General features: G+C 68.3%; 14 protein-coding genes. 6 read left to right on the top strand and 8 right to left on the bottom strand.

Annotation, left to right across the window (positions count from 1 at the left end):
• Positions 1 to 288 precede the first annotated feature (288 nt).
• On the bottom strand, positions 289 to 1,296 hold the full coding sequence (locus tag CAL13_RS17510) for a PhoH family protein (RefSeq protein ID WP_086058518.1): 1,008 nt from the start codon (positions 1,294 to 1,296) through the stop codon (positions 289 to 291).
• Complete coding sequence (gene miaB, locus CAL13_RS17505) at positions 1,293 to 2,744, bottom strand: tRNA (N6-isopentenyl adenosine(37)-C2)-methylthiotransferase MiaB (protein ID WP_086073080.1); 1,452 nt, start codon at positions 2,742 to 2,744, stop codon at positions 1,293 to 1,295. The genes CAL13_RS17510 and miaB overlap by 4 nt, the downstream gene beginning before the upstream one ends.
• 170 nt (positions 2,745 to 2,914) lie before the next feature.
• Between miaB and CAL13_RS17500 the strand changes: the two genes are divergently transcribed.
• The gene (locus CAL13_RS17500; RefSeq protein WP_086073079.1) at positions 2,915 to 3,667 is read left to right on the top strand and encodes a phosphatase PAP2 family protein; all 753 of its coding nucleotides are present in this window, start codon (positions 2,915 to 2,917) and stop codon (positions 3,665 to 3,667) included.
• 27 nt (positions 3,668 to 3,694) lie between these two features.
• On the opposite strand, the gene CAL13_RS17495 is transcribed toward CAL13_RS17500, so the two are convergent.
• The 5 genes from CAL13_RS17495 to CAL13_RS17475 all read right to left on the bottom strand — a co-directional run bounded on the left by CAL13_RS17495 (position 3,695) and on the right by CAL13_RS17475 (position 8,806).
• Positions 3,695 to 4,507 carry an SDR family NAD(P)-dependent oxidoreductase gene (locus CAL13_RS17495; RefSeq protein ID WP_086058515.1) on the bottom strand — a complete coding sequence of 271 codons (813 nt, stop codon included), beginning with the start codon at positions 4,505 to 4,507 and terminating at the stop codon, positions 3,695 to 3,697.
• On the bottom strand, positions 4,504 to 5,280 hold the full coding sequence (locus tag CAL13_RS17490) for an SDR family NAD(P)-dependent oxidoreductase (protein WP_086073078.1): 777 nt from the start codon (positions 5,278 to 5,280) through the stop codon (positions 4,504 to 4,506). The genes CAL13_RS17495 and CAL13_RS17490 overlap by 4 nt, the downstream gene beginning before the upstream one ends.
• A complete protein-coding gene (locus tag CAL13_RS17485; protein WP_086073077.1) occupies positions 5,277 to 6,113 on the bottom strand; it encodes a citryl-CoA lyase in 837 nt (278 codons plus the stop codon). The genes CAL13_RS17490 and CAL13_RS17485 overlap by 4 nt, the downstream gene beginning before the upstream one ends.
• A 40-nt stretch (positions 6,114 to 6,153) precedes the next feature.
• On the bottom strand, positions 6,154 to 7,725 hold the full coding sequence (locus tag CAL13_RS17480; RefSeq protein ID WP_086073076.1) for a class I adenylate-forming enzyme family protein: 1,572 nt from the start codon (positions 7,723 to 7,725) through the stop codon (positions 6,154 to 6,156).
• Between the two features lie 82 nt (positions 7,726 to 7,807).
• Positions 7,808 to 8,806, bottom strand: a complete 999-nt coding sequence (locus CAL13_RS17475; protein ID WP_232467689.1) for a Bug family tripartite tricarboxylate transporter substrate binding protein — start codon at positions 8,804 to 8,806, stop codon at positions 7,808 to 7,810.
• Between the two features lie 95 nt (positions 8,807 to 8,901).
• Between CAL13_RS17475 and CAL13_RS17470 the strand changes: the two genes are divergently transcribed.
• The gene (locus tag CAL13_RS17470; RefSeq protein ID WP_086073075.1) at positions 8,902 to 9,690 is read left to right on the top strand and encodes an IclR family transcriptional regulator; all 789 of its coding nucleotides are present in this window, start codon (positions 8,902 to 8,904) and stop codon (positions 9,688 to 9,690) included.
• 46 nt (positions 9,691 to 9,736) lie between these two features.
• On the opposite strand, the gene CAL13_RS17465 is transcribed toward CAL13_RS17470, so the two are convergent.
• A complete protein-coding gene (locus CAL13_RS17465; protein WP_086073074.1) occupies positions 9,737 to 10,789 on the bottom strand; it encodes a LacI family DNA-binding transcriptional regulator in 1,053 nt (350 codons plus the stop codon).
• Positions 10,790 to 11,011: 222 nt separating this feature from the next.
• Here CAL13_RS17465 and CAL13_RS17460 point away from each other — a divergent pair, with 222 nt between their 5' ends.
• The 4 genes from CAL13_RS17460 to CAL13_RS17445 are packed head-to-tail and all read left to right on the top strand — an operon-like array spanning position 11,012 to position 15,310.
• Positions 11,012 to 12,448 (top strand): ABC transporter substrate-binding protein, encoded by a 1,437-nt coding sequence (locus CAL13_RS17460; RefSeq protein ID WP_086073073.1) that lies wholly within the window; start codon positions 11,012 to 11,014, stop codon positions 12,446 to 12,448.
• Between the two features lie 5 nt (positions 12,449 to 12,453).
• Entirely contained in the window at positions 12,454 to 13,392 is a 939-nt protein-coding gene (locus CAL13_RS17455) for a carbohydrate ABC transporter permease (RefSeq protein WP_157664893.1), read from the top strand.
• Positions 13,389 to 14,240, top strand: a complete 852-nt coding sequence (locus CAL13_RS17450) for a carbohydrate ABC transporter permease (protein ID WP_086058507.1) — start codon at positions 13,389 to 13,391, stop codon at positions 14,238 to 14,240. The genes CAL13_RS17455 and CAL13_RS17450 overlap by 4 nt, the downstream gene beginning before the upstream one ends.
• Positions 14,237 to 15,310 (top strand): ABC transporter ATP-binding protein, encoded by a 1,074-nt coding sequence (locus tag CAL13_RS17445; protein ID WP_232467688.1) that lies wholly within the window; start codon positions 14,237 to 14,239, stop codon positions 15,308 to 15,310. Before CAL13_RS17450 ends, CAL13_RS17445 begins: the two co-directional genes overlap by 4 nt.
• Positions 15,311 to 15,326: the final 16 nt, after the last annotated feature.

Genomic DNA, 15,326 nt, shown 5'->3' with positions numbered 1-15,326 from the left:
ACCCGCCAACGCGCCCCCGCGAGCGGGAACCACGCAGCGCATCGGCGCCGCCCCCATCCTCACTAAAGAAGCTCCGCTGACCAGGGCGCCGCGGATCCGGCTCCACCGACCCGCCAACGCGCCCTTGCGAGCGGGAACCACGCAGCGCATCGGCGGCGCCCCCATCCTCACTCAAGAAGCTCCGCTGACCGGGGCGCCGCGGATCCGGCTCCGCCGGTCCGCCGGCGCGCCCCCTTGAGGGGGAAGCGCGCAGCGCTTCGGGGGTGGGCGCCCGCCCAGGGGTGGGCTTCATTCCTCTGCGGCTTTGTCGTAGGCGTCCACGATGCGGGCCACCAGTGGGTGGCGCACCACGTCCCGGCTGGTGAAGCGCGTGGTCGCGATGCCCTGGACGTCCTGCAGCACGCCGACGGCGTGCGCCAGGCCGCTCTGCTGGCCGCGCGGCAGGTCCACCTGGGACGGGTCGCCGGTGATGACGGCCTTGCTGCCGAAGCCGATGCGGGTCAGGAACATCTTCATCTGCTCGGGCGTCGTGTTCTGCGCCTCGTCCAGGATGACGAAGGCGTGGTTGAGCGTGCGGCCGCGCATGTAGGCCAGCGGGGCGATCTCGATGGTCTGCTTTTCGAACAGGCGCTGCACGCGCTCGAAACCCATCAGGTCGTACAGCGCGTCGTACAGCGGCCGCAGGTACGGGTCCACCTTCTGCGCCAAATCGCCGGGGAGAAAACCCAGCCGCTCCCCGGCTTCCACCGCCGGGCGCGTCAGCACCAGGCGCTGCACGGTATCGCGCTCCATCGCATCGATGGCGCAGGCCACGGCCAGCCACGTCTTGCCGGTGCCGGCGGGTCCGATGCCGAAGGTGATGTCGTGCTTGAGAATGTTGTCCAGGTAGTCGCGCTGGCGCGGCGTGCGCGGACGCAGGTCGGTGCGGCGCGTGCGCAGGGCCAGGCCTTCGGCGTAGTCGTCCAGCGGCGGCAGGGCGCCCGGGTCCAGCGCCGGCTGGCGGCCCGGCGCGTCCTGCGTGCGGCCGACGCCGATTTCCACCAGTCCCAGCTGAATGTCGTCCACCGATAGCGGCTTGCGTTGCGCCTGCTCGTCGAAGCGGCGCAGCACCTGCGCGGCGAGTTCGGCCTGCTCGCCTTCCAGCACGATGCGATGGCCCCGCCGCGACAGCTTCACGCCCAGGCCGTCGGCCAGTTGGCGCAGGTTCTCGTCCAGCGGGCCGCACAGATTCGCCAGATGGGCGTTGTCGCCGCCTACGTTGACGGTGGACACGGGATGACGCCGCGGCCCCGTCATTGCGCGGCCTCGGATTGCGCGGCCTCGGCGCGGTCGTCGATGATGGCCACGCGGCCCCGCAGGGAGTTGGGGTAGGCCTGCGTGATCACTACGTCGATCATGTGTCCAATGAGCCGGGCGGGTCCGGGGAAATTGACGATGCGGTTGTTTTCCGTGCGCGCCATCAACTCACCGGGATCGCGGCGCGACGGACCTTCGACCAGCACGCGCTGGGTGGTGCCCACCATGGCCTGGCCGATGGCGGCGGCCTGCTCGGCGATGCGCGCCTGCAGCCGCTGCAGGCGCTGCAGTTTGACCGCCTGCGGCGTGTCGTCGGCCAGATCGGCGGCCGGGGTGCCGGGACGGCGGGAATAGACAAAGGAAAACGACGTGTCGAAGCCGACGTCGTCGATCAGCTTCATGGTTTTCTCGAAGTCCTCTTCCGTCTCGCCGGGAAAGCCAACGATGAAATCGGAGGACAGCGTCAGGCCGGGCCGGGCTTCACGCAGGCGGCGCACGATGGACTTGAACTCCAGCGTGGTATAGCCGCGCTTCATCGCGGCCAGCACGCGGTCGCTGCCCGCCTGTACGGGAAGGTGCAGGAAGGAGACGAGCTTGGGCAGCCGCGCATAGGCCTGGATCAGGCGCGGGGTCATTTCCTTCGGATGCGAGGTGGTGTACCGGATGCGCTCGATGCCCGGGATTTCGTGCACGTATTCGAGCAGCATGGCGAAATCGGCGATTTCCTCGCCGTCGCCCAGCCGCCCGCGGTAGGCATTCACGTTCTGCCCCAGCAGCGTCACTTCCTTCACGCCCTGGTCGGCCAGGTCGGCGATTTCCACCAGCACGTCGTCGAACGGCCGCGATACTTCCTCGCCCCGCGTATACGGCACGACGCAGAAACTGCAGTACTTGCTGCAGCCTTCCATGATGGACACGAACGCCGTCGCGCCTTCCACCCGCGGAGGCGGCAGCGCGTCGAATTTTTCGATGCTGGGGAAGGTGATGTCCACCTGGGCGCGGCCCTGCGCGCGCCGCTGCTGGATCAGCTCCGGCAGGCGATGCAGGGTCTGCGGGCCGAAGACCACGTCGACATAGGGCGCGCGCTTGACGATGGCCTCGCCTTCCTGGCTGGCGACGCAGCCGCCCACGCCAATGACCAGCCCCGGCTTGGTTTTCTTCAGATGCTGCACGCGGCCCAGGTCGGAGAACACTTTCTCCTGCGCCTTTTCGCGCACCGAACAGGTATTGAAGAGGATGATGTCGGCCTCTTCCGGCGTATCGGTCAGCTCCACGCCTTGCGATTCGCGCAGTACATCGGCCATTTTGTCGGAGTCGTACTCGTTCATCTGGCAGCCGAAGGTGCGGATGAAGAGCTTGCGGGGAGCGCCGGCGGCCGGTTCGGCGGCGGCGGGTGCGGCAGCCGGAGCGGGCGCCGCGGAATCGCGTGCGATGGGGATTTCTTGCATGGCGGGCCGTGACGGGTGTAGATCCCGGGGGCGAAGGAAAAACAGAATTTTACCCCGGACGGCGCATTGTCTTGGTATTGTCTTGGCCCGGCCCTACCATGAGGCCGGCGGCGCGGCCCGCGCGGGGCGGATGCGCGACCGTTTCATGAACGAGCAAGCAGGGGGATAGGTTGGACAAAACCGCCAATCGCGCGGGCGCGGGCCACGCGGATCCGGCATCGCCATCCGGACCGTCGCGGCGGCGTCTCGACAGGCGTACGCGCTGGCTGGCAGGGTGGGCCCTCGCGGTGCTGGGCATCGCGTGTCTGGCGATGTTCGTGGACCTGCCGCTGACCCGTTACCTCCAAGCCAATGTTCCGTCCGGTGTGGACCTCGCCTTTGAGTGGATCGGCGAGATCGGCGACAGCGACAACTATTCCTGGATCGTGCTGCTGGTCTATATCGGCGCGCTGATCGGCCTGGCTCGCGGGGCGTCCGGCGCCTGGATCGGCGGCTATGCGCGCGTGGCGCGCGGCGCCCTGCTGTTGATGGCTGCGTGGATCGCGGGCGGGATCGTGGTGGGCGTGCTGAAAAAAGTGGTGGCCCGGGCGCGGCCCGAGATGTACTTCGAGCACGGGTTCTATGGCCTGGGCGAGGCCTTCGCCGGGAAGCCCTTCAACTCCTTTCCCTCCAGTCATACGCTGACGGCCTTTGTGCTGGCCGCCGCCATCGCGGCGACGGCGCCGCGCCTGCGGTGGGCCGTCTATACGCTGGCGGTGCTGGCGGCGGTCAGCCGCGTAGTCAACCTGGATCACTTCGCGTCCGACGTGGCCACGTCGGCGCTGATCGCGGTGACGGCGGTGCACCTGCTCAAAGCGCGCTTCCTGGACGAGCGCTACCGTTGGCCGGAGCGCCTGCCGTGGCAGTGGTTCGGGCGGCGATAGCGGCGCGAACCAACGCACGCGTCACGGCTACACGTACTTGCCGATGATGCCGCCATCGACCACGAGTTCCGTTCCGGTGATGTAGGAAGCGTCGTCCGACGCAAGAAAGGCGACGGCCTGCGCGACTTCCCAGGGCGTGCCCATGCGGCCCATCGGCACTTGCCGGTCGCGGGCCGCGCGCGCCTTCTGCAGATCTTCTGCGTCGAACATGTGCGCCACATTCCTGCGGATGCGCGGCGTATCGATCAGGCCCGGCACGACCGTGTTGGCGCGGATTCCCTGCGCCGCGTACTGCTGCGCCAGCATGCGGGTGAAATGAATGGCGGCGGCCTTGGTCACGCTATAGGCCAGATGCGGATAGCCGATATAGCGCAGGCCCGCCACCGACGATACGGTGACGATGGCGCCGCCGCCCTGCCGCACCATATGCGGCAGCACCAGCTGAGCGGCGATGAGCAGGCTGTCCACATTCACGCGCTGGATGCGGTGCCAGTCCTCCATATCGATATCTTCCGGGCCGCCGACTTTGCCGATGCCCGCGTTCGCCTGCAGGATGTCGATGCGGCCGTGCCGGGCGAGCGTATCGGCGACGGCGGCGCGCATGGACGCCGCATCGGCGACGTCGGCGTGCAGCGGGAAGGCCGAGCCGCCGGCTGCCTGCACGGCCGCCACCGCATCCTCGGCCGCCGCTGCGTCGTGGTCCAGGGCCGCCACGATGGCGCCCTGGCGGGCCAGGGTGACGGCGCAGGCTTTGCCGATGCTCCATCCCGGCGCGCTCGAGCCCGCGCCTGCCACCAGCGCGACCTTGCCGGCCAGGCGGTTGGATGGCGCGGGCATCATGCCGCGTTCCCCAGGCCCACCGTCATGCCGCCGCAGACGTAGAGCACCTGGCCGGTGATGAAGCCGGCGCGATCGTCTATCAGGCTGGCCACGCCGTGGGCGACGTCGTCCGGCGTGCCCATGCGCCGCACCGGGATGGCCTGCCGGATGCGTTCGGTCTCCGGATGCCCGGGCGGATTGACGCGGTCGAAGAGTTCGGTGGCGATGGGACCGGGGCCGACGGCATTCACGGTGATTCCGTGCGCGCCGAGTTCCAGGGCCCAGGTGCGGGTCATGCCGTGCAGCCCGGCCTTGGTGGCGGCGTAGACGGTGCGCGCCTGCTTGCCCAGCGCCGCGCGGCTGCTGATATTGACGATTCGGCCGAAACCCGCCGCCCGCATGCCGGGCAGCAGCGCCTGCACGATGCGCATGGGCGCCACCAGGTTCAGCGCCGTGACCGCCGCCATGTCGTCGGCCGTGGCGGCTTCCACTGTGGCCGGGCGCACAATGCCTGCGTTGTTGACCAGCCTCAGCACGGGCTGGCGGTCCAGCAGCGTCTGCAGCGCCGCGCCAAGCTGGCGCTCGTCGCTGATGTCGCATTGCACGAAGTGTTCGCGCTCTCCCATCGGACCCGCGGGCGCCGCCAGATCGAAGTTCGCCACGGTGTACCCATCCTGGAGCAATCGCGCGACGACGGCCCGGCCGATGCCGCGGCTGCCGCCCGTCACGAGCACATGGCGGTGCCCGCCCGCGGACGCGTGAAGCGGATCCTGTCGAACACGGTCGGCGATCATGGCCGCTCCTTGCCGTCGCGCGCGTCTGTTGATCCCGGTTGCGGCGAGGCGGCGTCCGCCGCGCCATGGGCGCTGCGGCCCTTGCCGACGTAGGGTATGGCGTGGTCGATGGTTTCCCAGATGAAACGCCCGGACGGGTCCGTCTGCTCCTCCGCGATGTGCGCCACCAGGCCGGCAGCCCGCGAGATCACGGCGAACCCGCGCATCAGGCGGGTCGGCACGCCGATCTCGCCCAGCATCGCGGCCACGGCGCCGGTTGCGTTGATGGTGATGTGGCGGCCGTACACCTCGTCCACCGTGCCGGCGAGCAGGCGCAGGGCGCGCACATGATCGCCTTTCAGTTCGGTCTCGGCTTCGGTCAAGGCCAGCAGCTTGATGGCGCGCGGGTCGTCCGGCTTGTGCAGATGGTGGCCGAAGCCGGGCAGATGCGCGCGGCGGCGGCGCGCGTCCTCGACGATCCCGCGAGCCGTTTGCGCCGGATCGCCGGCCGCGATGATGCGGTCTAGCAGCTCGGAACAATTCTCCATGGTGCCGACGAACTGGCTGCCGACGGCGAGCAGGCCTGACGCGACCGCCCCCTGCAGGTTCTCGGGGGCGCTCATGTAGATCAGCCGCGTGGCGATGGCGCTGGGTGTCAGGCCGTGCTCCATGAGCGTGATCAGGACGGCGTCGACGATGCGCATGTCGACCGGGCGCGCCGGCCGATTCATGATCTGCATGAACATGACTTCGGTGAAGCTGCGCTGCCCGATCAGGTCGTCCACCAGATTGGCGTCGCGGTAGTGCATGCTGGTCAGGTCGTGCGCGCAGAGGCGGGTGACGGGTGTGGCCATGGAATCTCCTGTAGTCGTTGCGCCAAGGCGATGCCGCGCATCAGGACGCGGCTGGGGTCGAAGCCTGGCTTGTGGCGGCGGACGATGCCGGCGAATCGGGCGCGGCCTGCAATGCCTTCAACGCGTCCTGACGCACGGCCGTCTTCAGCACCTTGCCGACCGTCGAGCGCGGCAGCGATTCATAGAAATGGATCTGCTTCGGCGTCTGCACCGGGCCCAGGCGCTCGCGCACGTGCGCCATCAGCGCCTGCGCGGTGACGCTGACCCCGGCGTGGCACTGCACCGCGGCGTGGACTGCCTCGCCCCATTTCGGATCCGGCACGCCGAACACCGTCGATTCGTAGACGGCGGGATGCAGCGACAAGGCGTTTTCGACGTCCACCGGGTAGACGTTGAAGCCGCCCGTGATGACGACGTCCCGGATGCGATCCTTCAGGTACAGATAGCCGCGCGCGTCCACCATGCCCACATCGCCGGTATGCAGCCAGCCGTCGACGATGGTCTCCGCGGTCTTCTCGGGAAGGCGCCAGTAGCCGGCCATGACCAGGTCGCCGCGCACCACCACTTCGCCCAGTTCCCCTTCGGGCAGCAGCCGGCCGTCCGGCGCCATGATGGCCATTTCGGACAGCCAGGTCGTGCGCCCCACCGAGCCGCGATTGGCGGGGTCGGCAAGTTCGGCGGGAGGCAGCACGGTTACGATCTGCGGCGCTTCGGTCTGCCCGTAGGTGGTGCCGAGCACCGGGCCGAAAAAGCGCTGGACCTCTTCGATCTTGTCGGCGGGCATCGGCGCGCCGCCGTAGATCAGGTTGCGCAGGGCAGGGAAGTCGGCGCGGCTGACCCCGGGCTGCGCCATGATCATGTAGATGAGCGTGGGCGGCATGAAGCACAACGTGCCGCCGCGTTCCCGGAAGGCCTGCGTGATCGTGGCCGGCGATGCCGCGTCCAGCAGCACGTGGGTGCCGCCCTGCGCCAGCACCGGCAGCACGTAGGTGGACGTGCCGTGGGTGATGGGCGCGGCCATGACATAGCGGTCGTGCTCCGTCAGGCCCCACGCGGCAATCTGGTTGATGATGCCGGCGTTCCAGGCTCGGTACGGCTGCATCACGCCCTTGGGCAGCCCCGTGGTGCCGCCGGTGAACTTGATGGCCTGCACATCGTCGCGCGACAAGGCGTGACCCACCGGGCTTTGGCCCCGGTGGGCCGCCACCAACGGCTGCAAGCCGAGGTCGCCCAGATCGGCATCGCCCAGCGCGATGCGCCGGGCCTTGCAATCGCCCACCAGCGCGGCGCCCCCGGCGTCCGCGAACACGATGCCCGGTTCCGTGGCGTCGATGATGCGCTGCACTTCCAGCGCGCTGCTGCGCGTGTTCAGCGGCACCCAGATCTTGCCCGCGGCCAGCACCGCCAGCAGCGCCAGGATATGTTCGGCCGAATTTCCGGCGCAGATGGCGACGCGCGATTGCGGCGCGGGATCCAGACCCTGCAAGGCCGCGGCCAGCGCGCGCACGTCCGCGTCCAGTTGCGCGTAAGTCACGGACGCCGATGGGCTTTCCAGCGCGATGCGGCCGGGATGGCGGCGCGCCGCCCGGAAGAAAAAGTCGATGGGAAACACGCTTGCTCCATAGTGCTGGCCGCTTGCGTGCGACGCGCGCGAAAACCGATGCGCCGCCCAAGCCGCCGGTTGTTGCGGGCGTCTACTGCACCTTGATCTCGGCGCTCTTGACGACCTTCGCCCACTTGCCGGTTTCTTCGTCGATCCAGGACTGGAATGCGGCCGGCGTATTGGGTTGCGGCGGCATCACGAAGCCGCCTTTTTCGTAGGCCGTCTTGATCGCATCCGAGCGCAGTATCTGGTTCAGCGCTTCATTCAGGCGGTCGATGACCGGCTGCGGCGTGCCCTTGGGCGCGACCAGCCCGAACCAGGACTGCACGGAAAAATCCTTGACGCCCGACTCCGACAAGGTCGGCACGTCGGGCGCGAAGGGCGCGCGCTGCGGCGACGTGACGCCCAACGCCCGCAGCTTGCCGGCGCGCACATGAGGCAGCGCGGAAGGCATGTTGTCGAACATGGAATCCACCTGGCCGCCCATCAGGTCCGTGACGGCGGGACCGCTGCCACGGTAGGGAACGTGCAGGATCTCCGTTCCGGTGGCCAGCTTGAACATTTCGCACGACATGTGGATGGACGAGCCGGCGCCGGAAGAAGCGCACGTCACCTTGCCGGGGTTCTTGCGCGCCAGCGCGATGTATTCGGCCACGTTGTTCGCCGGCACCTTGGGATTGACCACCAGGATGTTCGGCACGGTGGCCAGCATGCCGATGGGCGCGAATCCCTTGTCGAAGGCGTAAGGCAGATCCGGATAAAGCGTCTGGTTGATGGTGTTGGCGATGGAGCCTACGTACAGCGTATAGCCGTCCGGCGCGGCCCGATAGACCGCTTCGGCGCCGATGTTGCTGTTGGCCCCGGCCCGGTTCTCGACCACGAAAGGCTGGCCGAGGGTCTCTGTGAGGGCCTTGGCGGCCAGGCGGGCCACGATGTCGGTGGCGCCGCCGGCGGCGTAGCCGACGACCAGCGTCACGGGGCGCGCGGGATAGCGGGAATCGGAAGCGGCGACGGCCGGGCCGGTCTGCGCCAGCGACGCGGCGAGGGCCAGCAGCGAAGCTGCGAGGCCTCGCATGGTTGTGCGGTTCATGTTGTCTCCGTTGTCTATTTTCTGGACAGGTGCATCGCCTGTCCCCGGTATCATGGCGCGGTTGTCAGGGAGATCCAAGCTTGGTTGTCCAGAAAATGAACAAATCGCCAGCCGCCGTCGCGGCCGCGGGCGACCGGGGCGCAAGCGGTCCCAATACGTTGCGCCGCGGTCTCCGTGTGCTGGACGCGCTGCGCGCCGCCGGACCGGAGGGATTGCACGTGGTCGAGGTGGCGCAGGCGTCGGGCATCCAGCGCAGCACGGTGTACCGCTTCCTGGACGTGCTGATCGAATCGGGCTACGCCATGCGGGATCCGGCGACGCGACGCTACCGGCTGGCCGCCGGCAAGCTGGGCGCAACCCCCGACGTGCACGCCGCGGCCGTGGCGCGATGGTCGCCGGTGCTGCGCGGGATCAGCGACGAAACGGGCGACTCGGCCTTTCTGATCTGCCGCGCGGGCAACGATTCGCTGTGCCTGCACCGCGAAGTGGGCAACTATCCGGTCCAGGTGCTGGCCGTCACGGTGGGCCACCGTCAGCCGCTGGGCGTCGGCGCTGCGGGCCTGGCCTTCCTGTCCGCGTTGCCGATGCAGGAGGCCGCCGCCATCGTCGAAGAGAACGCGCCGGCGTTGCGGGCGTATGGCCGCATGACGCCGGGCCGGTTGCGCCAGCTGATCGACAGCGCCCGGGACCGCGGCTGGGCGGTGGTCGGCAACAGCGCCGTGCCGGGCGTCATCGGCGTGGGCGTGGCCATTCGCGATGCCGACGGCCGGCCGACGCTGGCGATCAGCGTCTCCAGTCTGGTCGATCGCATGCCGGCCGCCAGGCAGCGCCGTATCGCCGAACTCATTGCGCAGGCCGTGCGCGGCGGCGGGGCGCCCGCCTAGGGCCTGTCAACGCTGGAAGGAGCCCCGCATGAGCCCAAACAGCCCCCTATTCCCGCCGCGGCGGCGCGGTGCTGCCGCGATGCACGACTTCGATCGGAAAGGACTGGAAGGCCTCGTAGGGCTGGCCGTTCAGCCGCGCCACGAGCTGGGCGGCGGCGGCGTGGCCGATCTCTGTGATGGGCGTGCGGATGCTGGTCAGTCCGGGCGTCTGCGTCGCCCCCAGATCCGTGTTGTCCACGCCGGTGATCGATATGTCATCCGGGATGCGAACGCCGGCATGGCGGCAGGCCATCATGCCGCCTACCGCGAATACGTCGTTGGTGGCGACCACGGCGGTGGGCGGATCGGGCAGGGCGAGCAGGCGCGCCATGGCGTCTTCCGCGGCTTTCAGGGAAATGGGCGCGTACTGCACGCACCGTTCATCGAGTTCCAGTCCGTGTTCGGCCAGCGCCTGCCGCATGCCGGCGCCGCGGGCCAGGGCGCGGTCGTTGCCGGGCAGCGGCGCGCTGAGCAAACCGAAACGCCGGTGGCCCAGCTGCAGCAGATGCCGCGTAACGGCATACGTGGCCGCCTGATTGTCGAAGCCGATGCTCGGATGCCGCCGCAGCGGATCCACCCCCCAGGTCAGGACATAGGGCCGCCCATAGTCGTCCAGCAGGGTGAAAAGGGCGGGGTCATGATCCAGCCCGACGAAAACAAAGGCATCGACGCCGTGCTGAATGAGCTGGCTCGCCACCCGCACTTCCGCGGACAGGTCGTAATGCTGTTCCGCCAGCACCAGGGAATAGCCGCGCTCGTCCAGGTATTGATGAATGGCGCTGGTGGTGCGCGCATACAGCGCGTAGTCGAAGGACGGGACCACGGCGCCGATCATCTTGCTGCGATGGCTGCGCAGCGAACGGGCGGCGCCGTGCGGGACGTAGCGCAGCTTCGCGGCGGCTTCCAGGACGCGCCGGCGCGTGTCCGGATCGACCTGCTCGGGATTGTTCAGCGCCCGCGACACGGTGGCGGTGGACACGCCCGCCAGCCGCGCCACGTCGCGGGCCGCCGATCGGCCTTTGGTTTCTTCGGGCAAGGAGTCGGAAGGCGGCGCACGCATGGGGCCGCATTATAACCGCTTCGGCTGTGCAATCGATTTCATCATAACGACAAGCAGACAGCGGGACCAAGGGTAAGCACCAATGTTTTGAGGTTGTTTCTGTGGAGTGGCGCTGATAATCTGCTCGGTGTAATCGATTACATAAAACGGCGCGCCTCGCACGGATTGGAAGCAGCGCCGCCGCGGCCACGGCGCCGCGCGAGGATTCATGAGGAGACGCTCTTGAAGACACCTCCCGCTTCCACCCGTCCGGACGTGCTACGCGATCCCGGCCGGCGCACGGTCATCAAACAGGCCGCCACGCTGGGCGCCTTCGCGCTGGGCGGCACGGCCATGTGGCCCCTGGCAGCCGCCCGCGCCCAGCAGGCCGGCGGCGACCTGGGCCCCTACCAGCAGGCCAGGATCAACTGGCGGCAGGCCGAAGGCGAGTCCATCACTGTCGCCGTCATTCCGGCCAGCTACTTCGACAATCTGGTCACGCTGCTGCCGCAGTTCGAGGCTTTGACCGGCGTCAAGGTTCGCGTGGAGAAAGTGCCGCCGGGGCAAATCCGCCAGAAGGCCATGCTGGACCTGTCCTCGCGCACGGGCACCTACGCGACCCATGCCGCGGACCCGATGTACTACCCCCTCTACGTCGCCAACAAATGGGTGGAGCCGCTGGACCGTTATCTGAACGATCCGGCGCTGACCGACAAGGCGTGGTTCGACTACGACGACATCTTCAAGGCCTGGCGCGACGCCGATTCCATCGACGGCAAGCCCTACGGCATTCCCTACGACGGCGAGGTTACGGTGCAGGTCTATCGCAAGGACCTGTACGACGCCAAGGGCCTGAAAGCGGCGCAGACCTATGACGAGCTGCTCGCCAACGCCAAGGCGCTGACCGATCCCTCGGCGCGCATGTATGGCCTGGCCTTGCGCGGCTTCGCCGGCGCGGGCCAGAACATGTACATCTACCCCTCGCTCTTTCGGGGCTTTGGCGGCAGCTGGTTCCAGGGCAACACCCTGAAGGTCGACAGCCCGCAGGCCATCGAGGCCCTGGCCTGGTATGTCGACGCCCTGGCCAGGTACGCGCCGCCGGCCGTGCGCAACTGGAACTGGCCCGACATCGCGGACGCATTCTCGCAGGGGACGCTCGGCTGCTATATCGACGCCCATTCCTCGGCCGCCGTCATTACCAATCCCGAAAAATCCCGGGTGGTGGGCAAGGTGGCCTACGCGCGCTGGCCCAAGGGGCCCGACGGCCGGCGCGTGACCTCGATCTGGAACTGGGGCTTCCCGATCAATGCGGCGCTCAAGCCGCGCGCCCGCACGGCGACCTGGCTATTCATCACCTGGGCGGCGTCGGCAGAGACACAGGCGCGCACGTCGTGGAAGTTTCCGGGGCCGGCCAAGCGTTCCGGACTGAACCGCCTGTCCTCATGGAAGTCGGCCGAGTTCGCCGCGGCCATGTCGGGCGCGGGCGACAACTTCATTCCGGCGGCGCTGGAATCGCTGGAGCACGACACGGACGTCGATTGGCGTCCGCGCGTGCCGCAATGGCCCGCCATCGGCGAAACCATGGCCACGGCCATCCAGTCCGCGCTCGTGGGCCAGAAGTCGCCGAAGGACGCCCTGGCCGAAGCGCAGAATCGCATCGCGCAAATCGTCAAGAGCTGATCCGGATGAAGAACGCAGAGCGGGCCGCGCCCGTGGCCATGACCGCCGCGCTGGCGGCGCAGCGCGCGCCGCGTACGCTGGCCGCCCAGGAAAACCGCTTCGCCCTGGCGCTGCTGGCGCCCGCGCTGTTGCTGCTGTTCGTGGTCACCACGGCGCCACTCGTCTATCTGCTGTGGAACAGCCTGCAGCGCATCGACATGAGCATGCCGTGGCTGTCGGGCTTCGCCGGCCTGGACAACTACGCCAAGATGGGCAGCGACCCGCGCTTCTGGAATTCGCTGTGGCTCACCTTCGTCTACACGAGCAGCACTGTCGTGCTGCAGATCGTGGTGGGCCTGTCGCTGGCCCTGCTGGTGCTGCGCATCCCGAAGGGGCAGGGCGTGCTGCGGGTAGCCGCGATCCTTCCCATCGTGCTGGCGCCGGTGGTGGTGGGCCTGTTCTGGCGCACCCTGGTGCTCGCCCCGGACGTCGGCCTGGTGGACCTGGTGACGCAGGCCCTGGGGCTGGGCAGCTACAACTGGCTGGGGGATCCGCGCATGGCGTTGATCTCCGTCATCGCCATTCATACCTGGCAATGGACGCCGTTCGCCTTCCTGGTGCTGCTGGCCACGCTGAGCACCTTGCCCGAAGATGTGTACGAAGCCGCACGGCTGGACCGCGCCGGACCCTGGCAGCGCTTCGTCTACATCACCCTGCCCCTGATCCGTCCGGCGATCGTCGTTGTGATGATCATGCGCATGATGACCGCGCTGTCGGCCTTCGCCGCCATCTTCGCGGCCACGGGCGGCGGCCCCGGCTCGGCCACCGAGATCCTGAACCTGTACGCCTACCGCACATCGTTTTCCGAGCTGAACATCGGCTACGGATCGGCGCTGGCGGTGGTGCTGATGATCATCACGCTGCTCATTTCCTACTTCATGTTCCGCCTGCGGAGGCCGCGATGAATCCCGCCATGCTGCGCATCCGCGCCGGCCGGACGGCCGCCTGGACGGGCGCTGCGCTGCTGCTGGCCGTATGGGCGCTTCCCGTGCTGTGGGGTCTGCTGACCTCGTTCAAGACCGAGCGCGACGTGCTGGCCTATCCGCCCAAGGTCTTCTTCACGCCCACGCTGGACAACTACCGCGCGGTGATCTCGGGGCCGTCTTCCATCGTGCCCAATCTTTGGTCGAGCATCGTGCTGTCCGTCTGGACCACCGTGCTGACCATGCTGGTCGCCGTCCCGGCCGCGTATGCGCTGGCCCGGCTGCGCTATCCCGGCAAGCGCGCGTCGGGCTTCTACGTGCTGGCCACGCAGATGCTGCCCCCGGTGGGCCTGATCATTCCGTTCTATCTGGTCCTGCAGCGCATCGGCGGCCTGGACACCTATAGCGGCCTGACCGCCCTGTACCTGACGTTTTCGCTGCCGTTCGCCATCTGGCTGATGGTGTCGTACTTCGAGGACATTCCTTTCGAGATGGAGGAAGCCGCGCTGCTCGATCGCGCCGGCCGCCTGCGCACCTTCTGGTACGTCATCCTGCCGCAGGTCCGGGGCGGCATCGCGGTGACCACCATCTTCGTTTTCCTGAACGCCTGGAACGAGTTCCTGTTCGCGGTGGTGCTGGCGGGCAACAACGTGCGGCCCGTGACCGTGGCGATGTTCAACTTCATTTCGGTGGAACAGACGCAGTGGGCGCGGCTGTCCGCCGGCGCGATGCTGGCGATGGCGCCGGTCATTCTGCTCGGCCTGGCCGCGCAGCGCCATATCGTCAAGGGGCTTACCGTAGGCGCGGTCAAGGGAGGAGGACGCCGATGAGTCAGGTGGGACGCGTGCGCATGCAGGGGGTGGTGAAACGGCATGGCGCCTTTACCGCCCTGCATGGCGTCGATCTGGAAATCGCGCCTGGCGAATTCTTTGCCTTGCTGGGGCCGTCCGGCTCGGGCAAGACAACGACGCTGCGCATCCTGGCCGGGCTGGAAGCGGTGAATGCGGGGCGCGTGCTGCTGGACGAGGCCGACATGACGCACGCCCCGCCCGGCGAGCGCGACGTGGCCATGGTGTTCCAAAGCTACGCCCTGTACCCGCACATGACGGTGGCGGAAAACATCGGTTTTCCACTGAAGATGGTGCGAACGCCTGCGGCCGATATCGCGCGCGCCGTGCGCGAAGCCGCCGAAAAGGTCGATATCGCGCATCTGCTCGCGCGCCGCCCCGGGCAATTGTCCGGCGGCCAGCAGCAGCGCTGCGCCTTGGCGCGCGCCATCGTGCGCAAGCCCAAGCTGTTCCTGCTGGACGAGCCCTTGTCCAACCTGGACGCGAAACTGCGGGTGGAGACGCGCGCGGAGCTGCGCCGCCTGCAGCGTTCGCTGGGCGTTACCGCGGTGTACGTCACGCACGATCAGGAAGAAGCGATGACCGTGGCGGACCGGATGGCGGTATTCATGGAAGGCAGGGTGGTGCAGATCGGCACCCCGAAGGAAATCTACGCGCGCCCGGCCGACGTCAAGGTCGCGGCCTTCATCGGCACGCCGCCGATGAACCTGCTCCCCGCAAGGCTGCATGCCGGCCAGGTGCAGGCCGCCGGCGCCAGTTTCGCGGCGCCGTCGCCATCGCCGGGCCGTCCGGATGCCGACGTCACCGTGGGAGTACGGCCGGGGGATCTGCGCATCGCGGCTGCCGGAGAAGGGCCGCCCGGCATCGCCGCAACCGTGGAGTTCGTGGAAGACCTTGGCGACAGCGCCATCGTGAACCTGAAGGCCGGGGACCAGCGCCTGAAGGCGCGGTGCGGCAGCGGCGCGCAGTGGGCCGAAGGCCAGGCCGTGAGCCTGTCCTTCGCGCCGGCGGCGATGCATCTGTTCGACCGCGCATCGGGAACCAGAATCTGACGCTCACATTGCGAGG

This window comes from Bordetella genomosp. 9 (assembly GCF_002119725.1).
Lineage (GTDB): Bacteria > Pseudomonadota > Gammaproteobacteria > Burkholderiales > Burkholderiaceae_B > Bordetella_C.
Note: the sequence above shows the minus strand (reverse complement) of the source record. Positions and strands in the feature narration are given on the sequence as shown.

Coding starts and splice junctions, on each gene's coding strand:
- CAL13_RS17510 (WP_086058518.1), bottom strand. CDS start 1,296: ATGACGGGGCCGCGGCGTCATCCCGTGTCCACCGTCAACGTAGGCGGC.
- miaB (WP_086073080.1), bottom strand. CDS start 2,744: ATGCAAGAAATCCCCATCGCACGCGATTCCGCGGCGCCCGCTCCGGCT.
- CAL13_RS17495 (WP_086058515.1), bottom strand. CDS start 4,507: ATGATGCCCGCGCCATCCAACCGCCTGGCCGGCAAGGTCGCGCTGGTG.
- CAL13_RS17490 (WP_086073078.1), bottom strand. CDS start 5,280: ATGATCGCCGACCGTGTTCGACAGGATCCGCTTCACGCGTCCGCGGGC.
- CAL13_RS17485 (WP_086073077.1), bottom strand. CDS start 6,113: ATGGCCACACCCGTCACCCGCCTCTGCGCGCACGACCTGACCAGCATG.
- CAL13_RS17475 (WP_232467689.1), bottom strand. CDS start 8,806: ATGAACCGCACAACCATGCGAGGCCTCGCAGCTTCGCTGCTGGCCCTC.
- CAL13_RS17470 (WP_086073075.1), top strand. CDS start 8,902: ATGAACAAATCGCCAGCCGCCGTCGCGGCCGCGGGCGACCGGGGCGCA.
- CAL13_RS17465 (WP_086073074.1), bottom strand. CDS start 10,789: ATGCGTGCGCCGCCTTCCGACTCCTTGCCCGAAGAAACCAAAGGCCGA.
- CAL13_RS17455 (WP_157664893.1), top strand. CDS start 12,454: ATGAAGAACGCAGAGCGGGCCGCGCCCGTGGCCATGACCGCCGCGCTG.
- CAL13_RS17450 (WP_086058507.1), top strand. CDS start 13,389: ATGAATCCCGCCATGCTGCGCATCCGCGCCGGCCGGACGGCCGCCTGG.
- CAL13_RS17445 (WP_232467688.1), top strand. CDS start 14,237: ATGAGTCAGGTGGGACGCGTGCGCATGCAGGGGGTGGTGAAACGGCAT.